Annotated in this window: 15 protein-coding genes; 3 read left to right on the top strand and 12 right to left on the bottom strand. The window is 72.3% G+C overall.

Annotated features, from left to right (window positions below; all coding sequences use genetic code 11):
- Positions 1 to 263: 263 nt before the first annotated feature.
- Entirely contained in the window at positions 264 to 1,103 is an 840-nt protein-coding gene (locus H299_RS37180; RefSeq protein WP_051263011.1) for a methyltransferase domain-containing protein, read from the top strand.
- A gap of 110 nt (positions 1,104 to 1,213) precedes the next feature.
- Here H299_RS37180 and pyk read toward each other — a convergent pair whose 3' ends face one another.
- From pyk to pta, 3 genes are all read right to left on the bottom strand, one after another.
- Positions 1,214 to 2,641, bottom strand: coding sequence for a pyruvate kinase (pyk, locus tag H299_RS0130955; protein ID WP_027751605.1), 1,428 nt, complete (start codon positions 2,639 to 2,641; stop codon positions 1,214 to 1,216).
- A 69-nt stretch (positions 2,642 to 2,710) separates the two neighbouring features.
- On the bottom strand, positions 2,711 to 3,937 hold the full coding sequence (locus H299_RS0130950) for an acetate kinase (protein ID WP_027751604.1): 1,227 nt from the start codon (positions 3,935 to 3,937) through the stop codon (positions 2,711 to 2,713).
- Positions 3,934 to 6,159 carry a phosphate acetyltransferase gene (gene pta / locus H299_RS37175; RefSeq protein ID WP_078513177.1) on the bottom strand — a complete coding sequence of 742 codons (2,226 nt, stop codon included), beginning with the start codon at positions 6,157 to 6,159 and terminating at the stop codon, positions 3,934 to 3,936. Before pta ends, H299_RS0130950 begins: the two co-directional genes overlap by 4 nt.
- Before the next feature lie 293 nt (positions 6,160 to 6,452).
- Here pta and H299_RS0130940 point away from each other — a divergent pair, with 293 nt between their 5' ends.
- Positions 6,453 to 7,478, top strand: coding sequence for a 6-phosphofructokinase (locus H299_RS0130940; protein ID WP_027751603.1), 1,026 nt, complete (start codon positions 6,453 to 6,455; stop codon positions 7,476 to 7,478).
- 77 nt (positions 7,479 to 7,555) lie between these two features.
- Here the strand turns inward: H299_RS0130940 and H299_RS37170 are convergent, their stop codons facing one another.
- The 7 genes from H299_RS37170 to H299_RS0130910 all read right to left on the bottom strand — a co-directional run bounded on the left by H299_RS37170 (position 7,556) and on the right by H299_RS0130910 (position 14,470).
- Positions 7,556 to 7,930: a TIGR02452 family protein gene (locus tag H299_RS37170; RefSeq protein ID WP_051263010.1), complete on the bottom strand. Its 375-nt coding sequence runs from the start codon at positions 7,928 to 7,930 to the stop codon at positions 7,556 to 7,558.
- Positions 7,867 to 8,496: a TIGR02452 family protein gene (locus H299_RS37165; protein ID WP_051263009.1), complete on the bottom strand. Its 630-nt coding sequence runs from the start codon at positions 8,494 to 8,496 to the stop codon at positions 7,867 to 7,869. Before H299_RS37165 ends, H299_RS37170 begins: the two co-directional genes overlap by 64 nt.
- Positions 8,497 to 8,571: 75 nt before the next feature.
- Positions 8,572 to 9,465: a carbohydrate ABC transporter permease gene (locus H299_RS0130930; RefSeq protein WP_078513174.1), complete on the bottom strand. Its 894-nt coding sequence runs from the start codon at positions 9,463 to 9,465 to the stop codon at positions 8,572 to 8,574.
- Between the two features lies 1 nt (position 9,466).
- Complete coding sequence (locus tag H299_RS0130925; RefSeq protein WP_078513194.1) at positions 9,467 to 10,396, bottom strand: carbohydrate ABC transporter permease; 930 nt, start codon at positions 10,394 to 10,396, stop codon at positions 9,467 to 9,469.
- Positions 10,397 to 10,401: 5 nt separating this feature from the next.
- Positions 10,402 to 11,757 carry an ABC transporter substrate-binding protein gene (locus tag H299_RS0130920; protein WP_027751600.1) on the bottom strand — a complete coding sequence of 452 codons (1,356 nt, stop codon included), beginning with the start codon at positions 11,755 to 11,757 and terminating at the stop codon, positions 10,402 to 10,404.
- Positions 11,758 to 11,933: 176 nt separating this feature from the next.
- A complete protein-coding gene (locus tag H299_RS0130915; RefSeq protein ID WP_027751599.1) occupies positions 11,934 to 12,647 on the bottom strand; it encodes a response regulator in 714 nt (237 codons plus the stop codon).
- A complete protein-coding gene (locus H299_RS0130910) occupies positions 12,644 to 14,470 on the bottom strand; it encodes an ATP-binding protein (RefSeq protein WP_027751598.1) in 1,827 nt (608 codons plus the stop codon). The genes H299_RS0130915 and H299_RS0130910 overlap by 4 nt, the downstream gene beginning before the upstream one ends.
- A 227-nt stretch (positions 14,471 to 14,697) precedes the next feature.
- Between H299_RS0130910 and H299_RS37160 the strand changes: the two genes are divergently transcribed.
- Positions 14,698 to 16,119, top strand: a complete 1,422-nt coding sequence (locus H299_RS37160) for a cation:dicarboxylate symporter family transporter (protein WP_051263008.1) — start codon at positions 14,698 to 14,700, stop codon at positions 16,117 to 16,119.
- 354 nt (positions 16,120 to 16,473) lie between these two features.
- Here the strand turns inward: H299_RS37160 and H299_RS37155 are convergent, their stop codons facing one another.
- Both H299_RS37155 and glgB read right to left on the bottom strand, forming a co-directional pair.
- Entirely contained in the window at positions 16,474 to 17,028 is a 555-nt protein-coding gene (locus H299_RS37155) for a GNAT family N-acetyltransferase (RefSeq protein WP_051263007.1), read from the bottom strand.
- A gap of 209 nt (positions 17,029 to 17,237) precedes the next feature.
- Positions 17,238 to 19,622: a 1,4-alpha-glucan branching enzyme gene (glgB, locus tag H299_RS37150; RefSeq protein WP_078513173.1), complete on the bottom strand. Its 2,385-nt coding sequence runs from the start codon at positions 19,620 to 19,622 to the stop codon at positions 17,238 to 17,240.

Genomic DNA, 19,622 nt, shown 5'->3' with positions numbered 1-19,622 from the left:
TGTTCGCTGAGGAACAGTCACTCATGACGTCTCCATGCTGAGGGCCCGCCAAGGCGCCTTTGGTGCACAGTCATACGGACGAGTGAAAGAGAATGCGCAGAAACGATTGCTCTGCGAGCCGGCCGATAAAGTCACCTGATCTGCATTCCGCACCCCGGTGCCGTTCCGGCCCGTATCGCCGAGCTCAGGGTGATCAGCTGTTCGGCTGCCGCCGCGGGAAATCGAAATTCCGGGCAGAGCCTTCGAGGGGACGGACCGCCGCTGTGCGTACGCATGACACCAGCCCGCCGGGAGGCACCGATGAGGTCGCGCATCTGTACGAGACCGTGACCGAGCTGCTCACGGCGCACTACGGCACCCATCTGCACATGGGTTACTGGGACGAGGGGCAGTCCGCCTCGCTCGCCGACGCGACGAACCGGCTGACCGACGAGGTGCTCGCCCGCCTCGGAGCCGCCGACGGGCAGCACGTGCTCGACGTCGGCTGCGGAAACGGCGCGTCCGGCCTCCGGCTGGCCGCGGCCCGGCGGGTCGCGGTGACCGGCGTGACGATCAGTCACCGGCAGGCCCGCGCGGCGGCCGAAGCCGCGCGGCGGTCCGGCGGCGCGGAGCGGGTGCGCTTCCTGCACGCCGACGCGATGGCGCTGCCCTGCCCCGACGGCCACTTCGACGCCGCGTACGCGATCGAGTCGCTGGTCCACATGCATCCGCCGGAGGCCCCGCTGCGGGAGCTGGCCCGTGCGCTGCGGCCCGGCGGGCGGCTGGTGATCGCCGACGGCTTCCTGCTCCGTCAGCCGCCGGCGGAGGACCTGCGCCTGCTGGAGGAGATGGCCGCGACGGCGAGCATGCACCGCCCGCCGCTGTTCGGCGAGTACCACGCGCTGCTCGCGGGTGCCGGGCTGCGCGTGGTGGACTCCACCGACATCACCGCGCACACGCGGCCGTCGCTGCCGCTGCTGACGGCGGCGGTGGAGGCGGTGTGGGCGGGCCTGCCCCCGGCCGCGCGGAGCCACCTCTCGCTGGACGGCTTCACCGCCGCGTTCACGGCCGCCGCCGCCTCACCGGACCTGGCGTACCTGCTGCTGGTGGCGGAGCGGGACTGATGCGGGCGCGGTGTGCTGCCGTGCGTGGTGCGCCGGGGTGCGCCGGGGTGCGCCGTGGCGCGGGGTGTCGGCGGGCCGCGGCGGGGCGGGCGCCGGGCCCGCCCCCGCCGTCAGCTGTCCGCGCCGTCCAGGTGGTGCACCCGGACCATGTTCGTGGTGCCGGGCACGCCGGGCGGCGAACCGGCGGTGATGATCATGGTGTCGCCGGTGTCGTAGCGCTTCAGCTTCAGCAGCTCGGCGTCGACCAGGTCCACCATCTCGTCCGTCGTCCCCACGTGCGGTACGACGTAGGTCTCCACGCCCCAGCTCAGCGCCAGCTGGTTGCGGGTGGCGTCGTCCGTGGTGAAGGCCAGGATGGGCTGGCAGGCGCGGTAGCGGCTGAGCCTGCGGGCCGTGTCGCCCGACTTGGTGAAGGCGATCAGCGACTTGGCGTTGAGGAAGTCGGCCATTTCGCAGGCCGCCCGCGCCACCGAACCGCCCTGTGTACGCGGCTTCTTGCCCGGCACCAGCGGCTGGAGCCCCCGGCTGAGCAGCTCCTCCTCGGCGGCCTCGACGATCTTCGACATGGTCTTGACGGTCTCGATCGGATACTGCCCGACGGACGACTCGGCGGAGAGCATCACCGCGTCGGCGCCGTCCAGGATCGCGTTCGCGACGTCGGACGCCTCGGCGCGCGTCGGGCGCGAGTTGGTGATCATCGACTCCATCATCTGGGTCGCCACGATCACCGGCTTGGCGTTGCGGCGGCACAGCTCGATGAGGCGCTTCTGCACCATCGGCACCTGCTCCAGCGGGTACTCCACCGCCAGGTCGCCGCGCGCCACCATCACTCCGTCGAACGCGAGGACGACCTCCTCCATGTTCGCCACGGCCTGCGGCTTCTCGACCTTGGCGATCACCGGCACCCGGCGCCCGACCTCGTCCATGACGCGGTGCACGTCGCGTACGTCGGAGGCGTTCCGCACGAAGGAGAGCGCCACCATGTCCGCGCCGAGCCGCAGGGCGAAGCGCAGGTCCTCGATGTCCTTCTCGGACAGCGCGGGCACGTTCACCGCGGCGCCCGGCAGGTTGATCCCCTTGTGGTCGGAGATCACGCCGCCCTCGATCACGATGCAGCGCACCCGCGGGCCGTCCACCTCCAGGACCTGGAGGGCGACGTTGCCGTCGTTGATCAGGATCGGGTCGCCCTTGGAGACGTCCCCGGGCAGGCCCTTGTACGTGGTGCCGCAGATCGTCTTGTCACCGGCCACGTCCTCGGCGGTGATGGTGAACTCCTCGCCGCGGACCAGTTCCACCGGCCCCTCGGCGAAGGTCTCCAGCCGGATCTTGGGCCCCTGGAGGTCGGCGAGCACCCCCACGGCACGCCCGGTCTCCTGTGCGGCCTTGCGGAGCCGGTGGTACCGCTCCTCGTGCTCGGACTGGGACCCGTGGCTCATGTTGAAGCGGGCCACGTTCATCCCCGCTTCGATCAGCGTCTTCAGCTGGTCGAAGGAGTCGACGGCGGGGCCCAGGGTGCAGACGATTTTGGAACGGCGCATGGAGCGCATCCTCTCACTTTGTTCAAGAGCGGAACGTATCAGGGGGTGGAACCGGAGCGGTGCGCGGTCTCAGCGCACGGGGCTGACCAGGGCGTATGTCTGCTGAGCGATCTCCAGCTCCTCGTCGGTGGGGACGACGGCGACCGCGACCCGCGCGCCGTCGGGCGAGATGAGCCGGGGTGTGTCCGCCCGCGCCCCGTTGCGCTCCGCGTCCACCTCCAGCCCCAGCCCCGCCAGTCCGGCCAGGGCGGCTTCGCGCACCGGCGCCGAGTTCTCGCCCACGCCCGCGGTGAAGGCGAGCGCGTCCACCCGGCCGAGCACCGCGTAGTAGGCGCCGATGTACTTCTTGAGCCGGTGCACGTAGATGTCGAACGCGAGGCGCGCCGCGTCGTCGCCCTCGTCGATCCGGCGGCGGATCTCCCGCATGTCGTTGTCCCCGCACAGCCCGGCCAGGCCGCTGCGCTTGTTGAGCAGCTCGTCGATGTCGTCGAAGGACATCCCGGCGACCCGGTGCAGATGGAAGATCACCGCCGGGTCCAGGTCCCCGGAGCGGGTGCCCATCACCAGGCCCTCCAGCGGGGTCAGCCCCATCGAGGTCTCCACGCACACCCCGCCGCGCACCGCGGAGGCGGAGGCGCCGTTGCCCAGGTGCAGCACGATCACGTTCACCTCGGACGGCTCCCGGCCCAGCAGCAGCGCCGTACGCCGCGAGACGTAGGCGTGCGAGGTGCCGTGGAAGCCGTAGCGCCGCACCCGGTGCGTGTCCGCGGTGCGCACGTCGATGGCGTAGCGCGCGGCGTGCTCCGGCATCGTGGTGTGGAAGGCGGTGTCGAAGACGGCGACCTGGGGCAGTTTGGGGTTCAGCGCCTGGGCGGTGCGGATGCCCATGAGGTTCGCCGGGTTGTGCAGCGGTGCCACCGGCACCAGCCGCTCGATCTCCCGCAGCACCGGCTCGTCGATGAGGGTCGGCTCGGTGAACCGCTGCCCGCCGTGCACCACCCGGTGCCCGATGGCCGCCAGTTCGGGTGAGTCCAGGCCCAGCCCGTCGGCGGCCAGCTCCGCGGCCACGCTCTTGAGCGCCGCGTCGTGGTCGGCGATCGGCGCCTCGCGTACCCGCGCGGCGGCGCCGGCGGCGAGCGGGTCGTGCGCCAGCCGGGAGGTGGACTCGCCGATCCGCTCCACCAGGCCGGAGGCGAGGCGGGAGTGCTCGGCCATGTCCAGCAGCTGGTACTTCACCGAGGAGGAGCCGGAGTTGAGGACGAGGACGCGGGTGGGGGCGGGGCGGGCGGAGGTCATGAGGCGGTGCCCCTCTGCGAGGTCCGTACGGCGGTGGTGTCCTGCGGCCGGGCCGCGGTCCGGGACGGGGCGGGTGGCTGGTCCGGGGGCTGTGGCTGTGGCTGGGCCTGCGGCTGTGCCTGGATCGCGGTGATCGCCACGGTGTTGACGATGTCCTGCACCAGAGCGCCCCGGGAGAGGTCGTTGACGGGTTTGCGCAGGCCCTGGAGCACCGGCCCCACCGCCACCGCGCCCGCCGAGCGCTGCACGGCCTTGTAGGTGTTGTTGCCCGTGTTCAGGTCCGGGAAGACGAGCACCGTCGCGCGGCCCGCGACCTGCGAGCCCGGCAGCTTGGTCGCCGCGACCGAAGGCTCCACGGCGGCGTCGTACTGGATCGGGCCCTCCACCGGAAGCTCCGGGCGGCGCGCCCGTACCAGCTCGGTGGCCCGCCGGACCTTCTCCACGTCCGCCCCCGAACCGGAGGTGCCCGTCGAGTAGGACAGCATCGCGATCCGCGGCTCCACGCCGAACTGCGCGGCGGTGGCGGCCGACTGGACCGCGATGTCCGCCAGCTGCTCCGCGTCCGGGTCCGGGTTCACGGCGCAGTCGCCGTAGGCGAGCACCCGGTCGGCCAGGCACATGAAGAAGACGGACGAGACGATGTTGCTGTCCGGCGTCGTGCGGATCACCTCGAAGGCGGGCCGGATGGTCGCGGCGGTCGAGTGCGCGGCGCCGGAGACCATGCCGTCGGCCAGGCCCTCCCGCACCATGAGCGTCCCGAAGTACGAGACGTCCGCCACCACGTCGTACGCCAGTTCCACCGTCACGCCCCGGTGCGCGCGCAGCCGCGCGTACAGCTCGGCGAAGCGCTCGCGCAGCGGCGAGGTCTGCGGGTCGACGATCCGGGCCGTCGCCGGGGCGTCCGCGTCGCCCCCGCCGATCTCGTCGTCGCCCAGCAGGGCCAGGTCCAGGCCGAGTTCGGCGGTGCGCCGACGGACGGCGGCGGTGTCGCCGAGCAGCGTCAGATCGCAGATGTTGCGGCGCAGCAGCACCTCGGCCGCGCGCAGGACCCGCTCCTCGGTGCCCTCGGGCAGCACGACGTGGCGGCGGTGCCTGCGGGCACGCTCGACCAGCTGGTGCTCGAACATCATCGGCGTGACCCGGCCGCTGCGGACCACGGACAGCCGCTCGGTCAGCTGCGCCGTGTCGACGTGGCGTTCGAAGAGGCCGAGTGCGATCTCCGCCTTGCGCGGGCTCGTCGCGGTCAGCCTGCCCCGGAGCGTGACCAGCTCGGCGGCGGTGGGGAAGGAGCCGTGCGGGACGGCGAGCACGGGGGTGCCCGGGGCGAGCCGGGCGGCGAGCCGCATCGTCTCCTCACCGGGCCGTTCGTCCAGGGTCAGCACCACGCCCGCTATCGCCGGGGAGCCGGCCGAGTGCGCCGCCAGCGAGCCGATGATCAGGTCCGCGCGGTCGCCCGGCGTGATGACCATGCAGCCCTCGGTGAGGGCGGGCAGGAAGGTGGGCAGATGCGCGCCGCCGAAGACGAAGTCGCGGACGTCGCGGGCGAGCCCGGCGTGGTCGCCCAGCAGCACCTCGGCGCCGAGGGTGTCGCGGACCTGGGCGACGGTGGGGGCTTCGAGCGCCGGGTCCTCCGGGAGGACGTAGACCGGCTCGGGCAGGTGGCGGCCCAGGGCGCGGGCGGCCTCGCGGGCGTGGCTGTCGCGCACCCGGTTGGCGATCATCGCGATCACCTCGCAGCCGAGGGAGGTGTAGGCGTCGTGCGCGTTGCGCACTTCGGCCACCACCGACTCGGCGCTCTGGTCGCGGCCGCCGACCACCGGGAGCACGGCGGCGCCGAACTCGTTGGCCATCCGCGCGTTGAGCGCCAGCTCGGCGGGGAGTCCGGTGTCGGCGAAGTCGGTGCCCAGCACGAGCACCGCCTCGTAGTCGGCGGCCACCGCGTGGAAGCGGTCCACCAGCAGTGACAGCAGCTCGTCCGTCCCCCGCTCGGCCTGGAGCGCCGCCGCCTCCTCGTAGCCGAGGCCGGTCACGGAGGCGGCGGGCTGGGCGAGCCGGTAGCGGGAGCGCAGGAGGTCGAAGACGGCGTCGGGCCCGTCGTGCGCGAGCGGCCGGAACACCCCCACCCGGTCCACCTGGCGGGCCAGCAGCTCCATCACGCCCAGGTCCACGACCTGGCGGCCGTCCCCCCGGTCGGTGCTGGTCACGTACACGCTGCGCGTCACGCGTGGTCTCCCTTGCTCCTGCGTCGTGCGCCGTGGACCGCGTGCGGGCGGGCCGCGCGGTGCGCGGTCGCGGCGCGGGTGTGAGGTGTGCCATGGACGCCTACGGCGCGTCCGCGGTCCGGCGGCACTAGTCTTGACGTTACCTGCGTGCCCGATGATGCCGCGCGTCAGGCGTTCTCGTGTGTTGGACGCCGGTGCGGGATGTGTTCAAGACATGAAAGAATCGCATCGGCTCATCAGACCGACGCTCCAGTAAGTGGGCGCGAAGCAGCGAGCAGGAGTAGCGAAGCCTCATGCGTATCGGAGTCCTTACCGCGGGCGGAGACTGCCCCGGCCTGAACGCCGTGATCCGCTCCGTCGTCCACCGCGCGGTGGCCGACCGGAACGATGAGGTGATCGGATTCGAAGACGGCTTCCGGGGGCTTCTGGAGGGCCGCTGGCGTCCCCTGGACATCGACTCCGTGGCGGGCATCCTCGCCCGCGGCGGCACGATCCTCGGCTCCTCCCGGCTGGAGCGCGACCGGCTGCGTGAGGCGTGCGACAACTCCGAGGAACTGATCGAGCGCCTCGCCCTGGACGCCCTCATCCCCATCGGCGGCGAGGGCACGCTGACTGCCGCGCGGATGCTGGCGGACGCGGGCCTGCCCGTCGTCGGCGTGCCCAAGACCATCGACAACGACATCTCGGCCACCGACCGCACCTTCGGCTTCGACACCGCCGTGGGCGTCGCCACCGAGGCCATGGACCGCCTCAAGACCACCGCGGAGTCGCACCAGCGGGTCATGGTCGTCGAGGTCATGGGGCGGCACGCGGGCTGGATCGCGCTGGAGGCGGGCATGGCCGCCGGCGCGCACGCCATCTGCATCCCCGAGCGCAACTTCCAGGTCGACGACTTGGCGAAGATGATCGAGGAGCGGTTCGCACGCCGCAAGCGGTTCGCCCTGATCTGCATCGCGGAGGGCGCGCACCCGGCCGAGGGCTCGATGCCGTACGAGAAGGGCGTCATCGACCAGTACGGCCACGAGCGCTTCGTGGGCATCGGCAACCGGCTGGCGGTCGAGCTGGAGCACCGGCTCGGCAAGGAGGCCAAGCCGGTCATCCTGGGGCACGTGCAGCGCGGCGGCACCCCCACCGCGTACGACAGGGTGCTCGCCACCCGCTTCGGCTGGCACGCGGTGGAGGCCGTCCACCGGGGCGAGTTCGGCCGGATGACGGCGCTGCGCGGCACGGAGATCACGATGGTGCCGCTGGCGGACGGCGTGTCCGAACTGAAACGCGTCCCGCAGGATCGGATGGACGAGACCGAAGCGGTCTTCTGACCTCCGGCGCCTGCGCGGGTCCGGCGAGGAGCGCGGCGGCCTGGGCGTGATGCCGTACGGGCGCCCGCGCCCCGCCGTCACCCCGCGTCGGCCAGTGCCCACTCGAACGCCTCGCGCAGGGCGTCGTCCCGGTCCAGGACGGCGAACACCACCTGCTCGAAGACCCCCGCGAAGTCGCCGCGCAGGTGGATCGCGAACGCGTCGGCGACCTCCGCCGGGTCGTTGTCGAACACGCCGCACCCCCACGCGCCCAGGACGAGGCGGGTGGTTCCGTGATGGGCCGCCACGGCCAGCACACCGCGGGCGCGGGTGGTGAGCGCGCCCGGAATCCGCCCTGCCGCGTGGGGCAGGTCCCGCTCGATGATCCGGCGGTTCGGCGCGGCCGACGTCAGGAACGCCGTGCGCAGGGGCGCGGGCAGCCAGGAGCCGTCGTCCCGGCGGAAGACCGGCACATTTTTTGCACTCGGTTCGCCTCCGGGCGCTTGTACCCGGTGTCGACACTCCTCGACGCTTCGCTCGCTTCGCTCGCTTGGTCTCGTCGCTTTCGACACCGGCGCGCCCTTTGGCTCACTCGCTGTTCCGGCGCGTACACCACCCGGTCGCTGTAGAACGGATCAGGATTGTCCCGGTGGAACGTGTAGAACTCCGGGCAGCGGACCAGCGCGTCGTACAGCGCGCTGGAGCGGGCCAGGCTCTCCTCCTGGGCACGCGCTCCCCGCGTCACACCCCCACCCGGATTGCGGGCCGAGGCGAAGTTCAGCACAGCCACCCCGCCGTCCCCGGCCAGCCTTTCCGCAGCCTCAAGGGTGCTCTCCTCGGTGACCTCGACGCGGGTGGCGCCGCCGCCGCTGGGAAAGGGCAGGCGGCGAAGCTCACCGGGGAGGTAGAGCCGGGTCCCCTGGCGCATGTCTTCGAGCGGGGAGGAGAGGTCCACCCGCTGCCCCTCGTACTCGTACCACCCCTGCTCGAAGGCCGCCTGGGTCTCCTGCCATCTCCTGCGCACTGCCTGAGCCTCCATGGTTTCCGTGGGAGGGGCAGTCAAGCAAAGCCAACAGCCTGTAACGGCAGGCGGGTTGGCTCCAGCCGTTGCGGGTCAGCCCTTGACACCTCCGCTCAGTGTGAAGCCGCCGCCGAGGCGGCGCGCGATGAGGATGTAGAGCACCAGCACCGGGGTCGTGTAGAGGATGGAGAACGCGGCCAGTTCGCCGAAGGCGACCGCGCCGTAGTTGCCGAAGAAGGTGAAGATGCTGACGGAGGCGGGGAGTTGCTCGGGACTGAGCAGCAGCATGAAGGGGACGAAGAAGTTCCCCCACATCATGATGAAGCTGTAGATCGTCACCACGGCCAGGCCCGGGCCCATCAGCGGCACGATCACGCGGGTCAGCGACTGGAACCAGTTCGCGCCGTCCGTCCAGGCCGCCTCCTCCAGCACGACCGGGACGCCGTCCATGAAATTCTTCATCAGCCACACCGCGAACGGCAGTTGCGAGGCGGCCAGGAAGAACGAGGTGCCCGCCCTCGTGTCGATGAGGTTGATCTGCACGAACAGCCCGTACACCGGCACCATGATCGCGGTGATGGGCAGGCAGGTGGTGAAGAGGATGCCCAGCAGGTACGGGCGGCTGAAGCGGGACCGGTAGCGGGAGAGCGGGTACGCGGCCAGGGCCGCGCAGACCATGGTCATCAAGGTGGCGCTGCCGCAGATGAGCAGACTGTTGAGCATCGGCGTGAAGGTGATCTCGTCGGTGAGCACCGCCGAGAAGTTGTCCAGCGTCGGCGACTCGGGCGGCTTGACCTTCAGGTCTGCCTCGGCGTCGAGGGAGGCGAACACCAGCCACAGCAGCGGGACGACGAAGGCGGCGGCCACGGTGAGCAGACCGAGGTCGGCGGCCAGCCGCTCGCGGGTGCGGCGGGAGAGGCGGAGCCCGGGGCGGCGCGCGGGTCGGGTACGGGGCGCGGGGGTGCGGCGCGCGGGGGTGCGGGCCATCTCAGACCTCCTCGCGCATCAGGCGCAGGTAGACGACCGAGAAGAGCGCGCCCACCAGGAGCAGCAGCAGCGCGACCGCCGTCCCGTAGCCGATCAGCGCCTTGGTGAAGGCCTGGTCGTACATGTAGACGGGCAGCGTCTGGCTGCGCGTGCCCGGACCGCCCCGGGTCATGGCCCAGATGAGGCCGAAGACGGAGAGGGTCTGGAGGGTGTTGAGCATCAGGTTGGTGCCGATGGACCGCCGGATCATCGGCAGCGTCAGATACCACAGCCGCTGCCAGGAGTTGGCGCCGTCCATCTGGGCCGACTCCTTGACCTCGGTGGGGATCTCGGCGAGCGCGGCGGAGTAGACGAGCATGGAGAACGCCGTGCCGCGCCAGATGTTGGCGAAGGACACGGCCAGGATCGGCAGGGTGAACAGCCAGTTCTGGGCGGGCAGGTGCAGCCAGTCCAGCAGGGCGTTGAGGGTGCCGCGCCGGTGGAAGAAGGTGTAGAGCAGGAACCCCGCGACGATCTCGGGCACCACCCAGGCGCAGATGACGATGGCCCCGGTGACCGTCCGCACCGTACCGCTCGCGCGCTGCATGAGCGCGGCCAGGGCCAGTCCCAGGGTGTTCTGGCCCAGCAGCGAGGAGATGACGGTGAAGACCAGGGTCAGCACGACGGCGTTGCGGAAACCGTCGTCCTGGAACGCCTTGGTGAAATTGTCCAGGCCGACGAAGGAGGCGGACTCCTGGCCGGTCAGCTGCATGTCGGTCAGCGCGATCCAGACGCAGTAGCCGATCGGGCCGCCCAGGAAGAGGAGCAGCAGCGCGGTGGCGGGGGCGACCGGCAGCCAGCGCCAGTAGCGGCGCCTGTCGCGACGGCTTCGGCGTGGCGGCGGGCCGGAGCGCCGCCGGCGGCCCCCGTGCGGGGGAGCCGCCGTCTCCAGGGTGCTCACGGGCGGGTGACCGCGCCGTCGGCGATGGACTTCACTTGCTCGTCGTACGCCTCGGCGGCCTCGGCGGGGGACGAGTCGCCGGTGGTCACCGTCTCCATCGAGTCGACGAGGGCGGCGGAGACCTGCGGATAGACCGGCAGCGTGGGCCGGTACTCGCTGACCTCGACGAGGTCGGTGAAGAAGTCGATGCCGGGCATCGACTCGAGGTAGGCCGGGTCCTTCGCGACGTCGCTGCGGACGGCGATCTGCGCGCCCCGTACACAGAAGTCGGCGGCGTTCTCCCGCGTCTGGAAGGTCTCGATCATTTTCCACGCGAGATCGTGGTTGTCGGACTTCTGCGGGATCGACCAGGTCCAGCCGCCCGACATGCTCACCTTCCCCGGTGCCTGGCCCTGCTGCGTCGGCATCGGGGCGCGGCCCATGGTCTGCGGCCACTCCGGCCAGGGGTTGCCGCCGGTCTTGATCCACTGCTGGCTGAGCCAGGAGCCGTCGAGGGCGATGGCGAGCTTCCCCTCGGGGAGGAGTTCGGTCGCCACCCTGGTCTGGATGTTGGGGGAGAGGGCGTCGGAGACCTCGGGGCCCAGCTTCTCGGAGTAGACCGTGTCGACGAACTCCAGGCTGTCCCGGAAGCCCTTGCTGCCGGTGACCCACTTCTTGGACTTCTTGTCGTAGAGCGGGTCCCGCGTGCCGTACAGGAGCATCTCGAAGCCCTGCATCGCAGCGGCCTCGCCCGCGCCCTTGCCGGTGAAGACGTTCAGCGGGATGACGCCGGGGACCTCGCGCTTGAGGGTGCGGGCGGCCTTCAGTACGTCGTCCCAGCTCCGGGGCGTCCACTTCGCGGGGAGCCCGGCCTTCGCGAAGAGCTTCTTGTTGTACCAGAGGCCGCGGGTGTCGGTGCCGTCCGGTACGCCGTAGGTCTTGCCGTCCTCCCCGCGGGCGGCGGCCTTGGCGCTGTCGTCGAAGACGGCCCAGTCCTTCCAGTCCTTCAGGTACGTGTCCAGCGGCAGCAGGTAGCCGCTCTTGATGTCGGAGTTGATGAGGAAGGTGTCCTCGTAGACCAGGTCCGGGGCGGTCTTGGGCGAGCGCATCATCTGCTGGATCTTGGTGTAGTAGTCGTTGCCGGAGGACTGGATGGGGACCAGCTTGACGTTCTTGCCGGGGTGGGCCTTCTCGAACTTGGCGGCGATGTCCTTGATGTAGTCGTCGCGCCAGGTGACATCGTTGTCGGTTTCCTTGTGGAAGGCGACCTCCAGCGTGTCCTTGTCACCGCCGGACCCCTTGCCGCAGCCGGTGAGCATGCCGAGGGTCAGGGTGGCGCTGAGGGCGAGGATCAGCGGAGTGATGGGGCGCACGGGCAGGACCTCCTGGGCCACGGCCTGGGACGGTCCGGGCGGACCGCCAGCCTCACGGTGCTTGTGATCGGGGACCGTACGAGCGTCTTCACGACCGGTCAATGGGGCCCGCGCGATCTCCCCCGCACGCCCCGCGCACGCCTCCGACACCAGTGGGACGGGTGGGGCGGGGGTGGTCACGGCGGTGCCGGCCGCCAGCGGTAGCAGAACTCCGGACGCCCCACCTGCCCGTACCGCGGGCTGCGCTCCGCCTGCCCCGCGGTGACCAGATGTTCGAGGTAGCGGCGGGCGGTGATCCGGTTGACGCCGATCTCCCGCGCGCCGGCGCTCGCCGTCAGCCCGTCGGTCCCGGCCGCGCGCAGCGCCGAGGTCACCGCCTCCAGCGTCGCGCCGCTGAGCCCCTTGGGCAGGGTGGCCGGATGCGGGGCGCGCAGCGCGGACAGCGCGCGGTCGACCTCCGCCTGGCTGCCCGCCTCGCCGTCCGCGCCGCGGGTGCTGCTGCGGAACTCCGCGTACCGCTGGAGCCGGTCCCGCAGGGTGGCGAAGGTGAACGGTTTCAGCACGTGCTGGACGACGCCCAGCGACACCCCCTCGCGCACCACCGACAGGTCGCGGGCCGAGGTGACCGCGAAGACGTCCGTGGTGTGCCCGGCGCCGCGCAGCGCGCGCAGGAGCGAGAGGCCGTGCCCGTCCGGCAGATAGAGGTCGAGCAGGATCAGGTCGACCGGCAGCCGGTCCAGCGCGCGACCCGCCTCCGCGCGGGTGTGCGCGAGGGCGGCCACCTCGAAGCCGGGCACCCGCGAGACGTACAGCGCGTGCGCGTCGGCGGCGACCGGGTCGTCCTCGACCACCAGCACCTGGACGCGGGCGGGGACCGCCGGGGCGCTCACGCGCCGCTCCCGGCGGGCACGGGGCGCGCCTCCGTACGCAGCGGCAGCCGTACGGTGAACTCCGCCCCGCCGTCCGGCGCCTCGCCCAGCCGTACGGTGCCCCGGTGGCGCCGCGCGGTCTGCTGGACCAGGGCCAGGCCGAGGCCACGGCCGTCGCGGGGCGCGCCGTCCGCCGCGGCGGCGGGTGGGGCGGTGCCGGGTGCGGTGCCGGGCGCTCCGCCGGCGGGTGGTGCGCCGGTCGGTGCCACGTCGGCGCCGGGCAGCTTGGTCGACCAGCCGCGGCGGAAGACGTCGCGGGCGTCGGCCGGGCTGATGCCGGGCCCGTTGTCCGCGACCCGGACCACCAGCGCGGTGCGTTCGTACGCCTCGCCGCCGCCTGCCCGGTCCGCCCGCACGGTGACGGTGACGCGCGGCGTACGGGGCGCGTCACCAGGCGAAACGCCGGGTACGGCGGCGCCGGGGTCGGCCGGGTCGGCGCCGTCCGGGTCGGCGCCGTCCGCGGCGGCGGCTGCCGCGTCCACCGCGTTGTCGATCAGGTTGCCGACGATCGTCACCAGGTCGCGGGCCGGGAGCTGCGGAGGGATCAGCCCGTCGTCGATGCGGCTGTCCGGCGTGAGCGCCAGGACGACACCGCGTTCGTGCGCCTGTGCGGCCTTGCCCAGCAGCAGCGCCGCCAGCACCGGTTCCGCGACGGCCGTCACCACCTGGTCGGTCAGCGCCTGGGCCAGCTCCAGTTCCTCCGTCGCGAACTCGGCGGCCTCCTCCGCCCGGCCCAGCTCGATCAGCGAGACGACCGCGTGCAGGCGGTTGGACGCCTCGTGGGCCTGCGAGCGCAGCGCCTCGGCGAAGCCGCGTACCGAGTTCAGCTCACCGGCCAGCGACTGGAGTTCCGTGTGGTCGCGCAAGGTGACGACGGTGCCGCGCCGTTCGCCGCCGGAGACGGGCGAGGTGTTGACCACGACGACCCGCTCCGCCGTCAGGTACACCTCGTCCACCCTCGGTCCGGCGGCCAGCAGCGCGCCGGTCAGTGGTGCCGGGAGGCCCAGTTCGGCGATGTCGCGGCCGAGCAGGCCGGGGCCGGAGAGCCCGAGCAGCTCGCGTGCCCCGTCGTTGATGAGCGCGACGCGGCGCTGGCCGTCGAGCATCAGCAGCCCCTCGCGTACGGCGTGCAGCGTGGCCTCGTGGTAGTCGTGCATCCGGCTCAGCTCGGCGGCGTTCATGCCGTGCGTGTGGCGGCGCAGCCGGGCGTTGACGACGTAGGTGCCCAGTCCGCCCAGGGTCAGCGCGATCCCGGCCACGCCCAGCAGGACGGTGACCTGCCCGCGCACCTGCGCGCTGATCGCCTCCACCGCGATGCCCGCGCTGACCAGTCCGACGACGCGGTTGCCGTCCCGGATGGGCGTGACCACCCGCACGGAGGGGCCCAGGGTGCCGGTGTAGGTCTCGGAGAAGGTACGGCCCGCCAGTGCGGGCGCGGTGTGGCCGACGAAGGTGCCGCCGATCCGCTCCGGGTCGGGATGCGTCCAGCGCTGCCGCCGCGTGTCCATGATCGTCACGAAGGTGACGCCGGTGTCGTGCCGCACCTGCTCCGCGTAGGGCTGGAGCACCTCGCTGGGCCGGTCGGTGCGGATCGCCCGCGGTACCGAGGGCGAATCGGCGACCGCCTGCGCCACCGCCATCGCCCGGTGCCGGGCGGACTTCTCCGCCTGGTCGCGGTCGGTGACGTAGGTGAAGATCGCGCACCCCGACACCAGGGCGGTGACCAGCACGACCTGCATCGCGAACAGTTGTCCCGCGAGGCTGCGGGGGCGGGGGACACGCATGCGGGCCAGTGTGCCCGGACGGTTCGCCGAGGTGAACAGGGGGCGGCGGCGGGGTCGCGCCGAGGGGTGGCGGAGGCCCGGTTCCGTGCACGAAATGTACGTAACAGTGACCTGGGCCACACACAGGCGCATAGTCGCCGGGATTCCCGAGCCGCGAAACCGGCGCCGCAGCGCGCCGTCCGCGGCCGGGGGTGCGACCTTCAGCCGCCCTCCCCGAGGAGCCCGACGTGTCAGGCCAGTCTCCGCCCGGTAGCCGCCGGGACAGAACGCACTACCTCTACCTCGCCGTGATCGCCGCGGTGGTCGCGGGGATCACGCTCGGCTTCGCCGCCCCCGGCGTGGCGGTCGAGATGAAGCCGATCGGTGAGGGCTTCATCAGCCTCATCAAGATGATGATCTCACCGGTGATCTTCTGCACGATCGTGCTGGGCATCGGCTCGGTCCGCAAGGCGGCCAAGGTCGGCGCGGTGGGCGGGCTCGCGCTCGGCTACTTCCTGCTCATGTCCACCATCGCGCTCGCCCTCGGGCTCGCGGTCGGCAACATCATCGACCCGGGCAGCGGCCTCGACCTGACCGAAGAGGTGCGCAAGGCCGGAGCCGCCGAGGCCGAGGGTGCCAGCGAGGGCACCGCCGACTTCCTGCTCGGGATCATCCCCACCACCCTGGTCTCCGCCTTCACCGAGGGCGAGGTGCTCCAGACGCTGCTGGTCGCGCTGCTCGTCGGCTTCGCGCTCCAGGCGATGGGCCGGGCGGGCGAGCCGGTGCTGCGCGGCATCGGGCACCTCCAGCGGCTCGTCTTCCGGGTGCTCGCCATGGTCATGTGGGCCGCCCCGGTCGGCGCGTTCGGCGCGATCGCGGCGGTGGTCGGGGAGACGGGCACCGACGCGCTCAAGTCGCTGGCCGTCATCATGATCGGTTTCTACACGACCTGCCTGCTGTTCGTCTTCCTCGTCCTGGGCGCGCTGCTGTGGCTGGTCGCGCGCGTGAACATCCTGTCGCTGCTGAAGTACCTGGCGCGGGAGTTCCTGCTGATCGTCTCCACCTCCTCCTCGGAGTCGGCGCTGCCGCGCCTGATCGCCAAGATGGAGCACCTGGGCGTCAGCAGGCCGGTCGTCGGCATCACGGTGCCGACCGGCTACTCGTTCAACCTCGACGGCACGGCCATCTACCTCACCATGGCCTCGCTCTTCGTCGCCGAGGCGATGGGCGACCCGCTGACCTTCGGCGAGCAGCTCTCACTGCTGGCCTTCATGATCATCGCCTCCAAGGGCGCGGCCGGGGTCACGGGCGCCGGTCTGGCCACGCTCGCGGGCGGACTCCAGTCCCACCGGCCCGACCTGGTCGACGGCGTCGGCCTGATCGTGGGCATCGACCGCTTCATGAGCGAGTGCCGCGCGCTGACCAACTTCGCGGGCAACGCGGTGGCCACGGTGCTGGTCGGCACCTGGACCAAGGAGATCGACAAGGAGCAGGTCGCCGAAGTCCTCGCGGGGCGCCGCCCGTTCGACGAGGCGTCCCTGGTGGACGACGGTCACGGCTCCGCGGAGTACGAGGCGGACGGCGGCGCGGGGGAGGAGCGCGAGCCGCGGGACGGAGCTGCGAACCTGCCCGACCAGGACAGGCTCACCAAGACCGAGGCGGCGCGCTAGTGCCGCGTCAGGCAAGGTTTGCCCGGTAGCGAGGCGTCCTGGTGCGGCCGGCCGGAAGGCGCCTGATCGGCCTCGTGGTGGGCTACTCGGTCGATCGGGCAACGCAGCGGATGGGCGTGCCAGGACGGCGAACGGAGTGAACCTTGCCTGACGCGGCACCAGACGCCTGCACGCTTCCCCCAGGCCCTGGCCGGCCTGGGGGTCCCCTCTCGCTGCATTGGACCGGAACCCCGGGCAGCCCACGGCAAGCGCCTTCCGGGAGCCGCCCCAACGGGGCCGGGACGGAGAGAGCGAGGCGGTCACGCCGGCCCGCAGGCCCAAGGGGTGCGGACGCGGTGCACCGGAACGCCTCCGCTACGGGCGCACCCTGCCTGGCGCGGCAGCGTGTTCCGTCCCCGCGCCGGTCTCCTCGCGCCCGGCGGCCCAGTCGGTCTCGTAGAACTTCACCCGCTCGTCCTCGGAGACCTGCCGCATGCCCGCCGCCAGCATGACGCGCTGGGAGGCGGTGTTGTCGTGGTCGGCGTCGCCGCGCACACAGGTGAGCCCCCGCGCACGGGCGAAGTCGAGGAGCCCGCGCAGCGCCTCCGTGGCGTATCCCCGGCCCCGCGCCTCCGGGATCAGCGCGTAGCCGATCGGGGCGGTGCCCGCCGCGTCCGGCGGCTTGTTGAAGCCGAGGCCGCCGATGGCGCGGCCGTCCTCGCGGCGGCGGATCTCGTAGTTGCCGAAGGGCTGCGGATTTCCGGGGCCCGCGCAGGCGTTGAGAAAATCCGTGGCGCCCTCCACGTCCCCCGGAGCCGGATAGCCGGGCGCCCAGAGATCTCCCTCGCCCGGTGTGCCCGCGCATACGCGCTCCGCCTCGGCGACGGTCATCGGATGCAGTACGAGGCGCGCGGTGAGGAGATCGTCCATGGCCGCGAGAAATATCATGCCTGGTGCCGGTTCGCACCCCGATTTTCCTACCGGACGCCCCGGCGCGGTGTTCGTGCCCGACGTGCGGGCGATCCGCGAGCTTTGGCGGAGCCGGGCGGACCTGCTCGACGGTACGCAGCCGCCGCCCGTGGGGAGCGCGGCGACCTCGCCTGCCGCCGTATTCCGTCCCGTTCCCGTCCGGGCGGAGTTCACCCGGCTGAAGGCGGCGCAGGCGGCGCTGCTGGGGCGGAGGCGGCAGCGGGGCCGACCGGGCCGCGTGCCGGACGGAACCAGACCGTGGCCAGCGGCGGGAGCGTCGCGCGCAGCGAGACCGGGTGGCCGTGCGCGGGCACGGGTTCGGGGGAGAGCGGGGCACGGTGGCGCACGTCGCCGCCGCCCCACGCCAGGGCGTCCGTGTTGAGCACCTCCGACCAGGCGGCCACCTCGCCGGGGACGCCCAGCCGGTAGTCGTGCCGCACGACGGGGGAGAAGTGTGAGACGGCCAGCAGCGGGTCGCCCGCGGCGTCGAAGCGGAGGAAGGCGAAGACGTTGTCCTCGCTCGCGTCGCACGCGACCCAGCGGAAGCCGCCGGGGTCCGTGTCGCGCTCCCAGAGCGCGGGCGTGCGCGCGTACACCTGGTTCAGCTCGCGCACCAGGTCGCGTACGCCCCGGTGGTCCGGCTCGGCCGGGTAGGCGGGGTCGAGCAGCCACCAGTCCGGGCCGTGACTCTCGGCCCACTCCGCGCCCTGGGCGAACTCCTGCCCCATGAAGAGCAGTTGCTTGCCCGGGTGGGCCCACATGAAGCCGAGGTAGGCGCGGTGGTCCGCCCGCTGCTGCCACCAGTCGCCGGGCATCTTGGAGACGAGGGCGCGCTTGCCGTGCACCACCTCGTCGTGCGAGATGGGCAGCACGTAGTTCTCGGACCAGGCGTAGACCAGCGAGAACGTCATCTCGTGGTGGTGGTACTTGCGGTGCACCGGCTCCTTGGCGACGTATTCGAGCGAGTCGTGCATCCAGCCCATGTTCCACTTGAAGCCGAAGCCGAGGCCGCCGTGGTCGGTCGCGCGGGTCACGCCGTCCCAGGCGGTGGACTCCTCGGCGAGGGTCATGATCCCGGGGCAGCGGCGGTAGAGGGTGGCGTTCATCTCCTGGAGGAAGGCCACCGCGTCCAGGTTCTCCCGGCCGCCGTGTGCGTTGGGCGACCACTGGCCGTCCCGGCGCGAGTAGTCGAGGTAGAGCATGGAGGCGACGGCGTCGACCCGCAGGCCGTCGATGTGGAACTCCTCGCACCAGTAGACGGCGTTGGCGACCAGGAAGTTGCGCACCTCGCGCCGCCCGTAGTCGAACTCCAGAGTGCCCCAGTCGGGGTGTTCGGCGCGCGCCGGGTCGGCGGGCTCGTACAGCGGTTCCCCGTCGAAGCGGGCGAGCGCCCAGTCGTCCTTGGGGAAGTGCGCGGGGACCCAGTCCATCAGCACCCCGATGCCCGCGCGGTGCAGCGCGTCCACCAGGAAGCGGAAGTCGTCCGGGGTGCCCAGCCGGGCCGTGGCGGCGTAGAAGCCGGTCACCTGGTAGCCCCACGAGCCGCCGAAGGGGTGCTCGGCGACCGGCATCAGCTCCACATGGGTGAAGCCCAGATCCCGTACGTAGTCCGGCAGTTGCTCGGCCAGCTGCCGGTAGTCCAGGCCCGGCCGCCAGGAGGGCAGGTGCACCTCGTAGACGGAGAGGGGCGAGCGGTGCGGGGCCTGGGCGGCGCGGTGCGTCAGCCAGTCGGCGTCCTGCCACACGTGCCGCGAGACCTCCACCACGGAGGCGGTCGCGGGCGGGCACTCGGTGCGCCGTGCCATCGGGTCGGCGCGGAGCGTACGGGAGCCGTCGCGGCACGCGATCTCGTACTTGTACAGGGCGCCCTCGCCGACCTCCGGCACGAACAGCTCCCACACGCCGCTGGAGCCGAGCGAGCGCATCGGCAGCGCCGTGCCGTCCCAGCAGTTGAAGTCCCCGGCCAGCCGGACGCCGCGTGCGTGGGGCGCCCAGAGGGTGAAGCGGGTGCCGGTGACCCCGGCGTGCGTCATCGGGCGGGCGCCGAGCGCGTGCCACAGCTGTTCGTGGCGCCCCTCGGCGATCAGGTGGAGGTCGAGTTCGCCGAGGGAGGGCAGGAAGCGGTACGGGTCGGTCACCCGCAGCTCCGCGGGGGCGGCGCCGGAGCCGTCGCCGTCGCCGTCGGCTTCACCGGCGTAGCGCAGGAGCAGCTCGTACTCGGGGATCTCGGCCACCGGCAGCACCCCGGCGAAGAAGCCGTCGCCCTCCGGGTGCAGTTCGGCCCGCAGCCCCCTCGCCAGCACGGTGACCGCACTGGCGTACGGCCGCAGCACCCGGAGCACGACGCCGCCGCGCGCCGGGTGCGCGCCCAGTACGGCGTGCGGGTCGTGGTGCGCTCCCGCGAGCAGCCGCCGCCGGTCGTCCTCCGCGAGCGGCTCGGCGGCCCGTACGCCGTGACCGCTCGCGCGGGGACGGGGCGGGGCGGCGGCCGGCGTACGGGCGCGGAAGGTCGCCGGGACGGCGGCGGTCGGCGGCTGGTCGGGGCGGAGTGTCAT

Source organism: Streptomyces sp. CNH287 (assembly GCF_000424825.1).
This window is presented reverse-complemented; position numbering and strand designations above follow the sequence as displayed.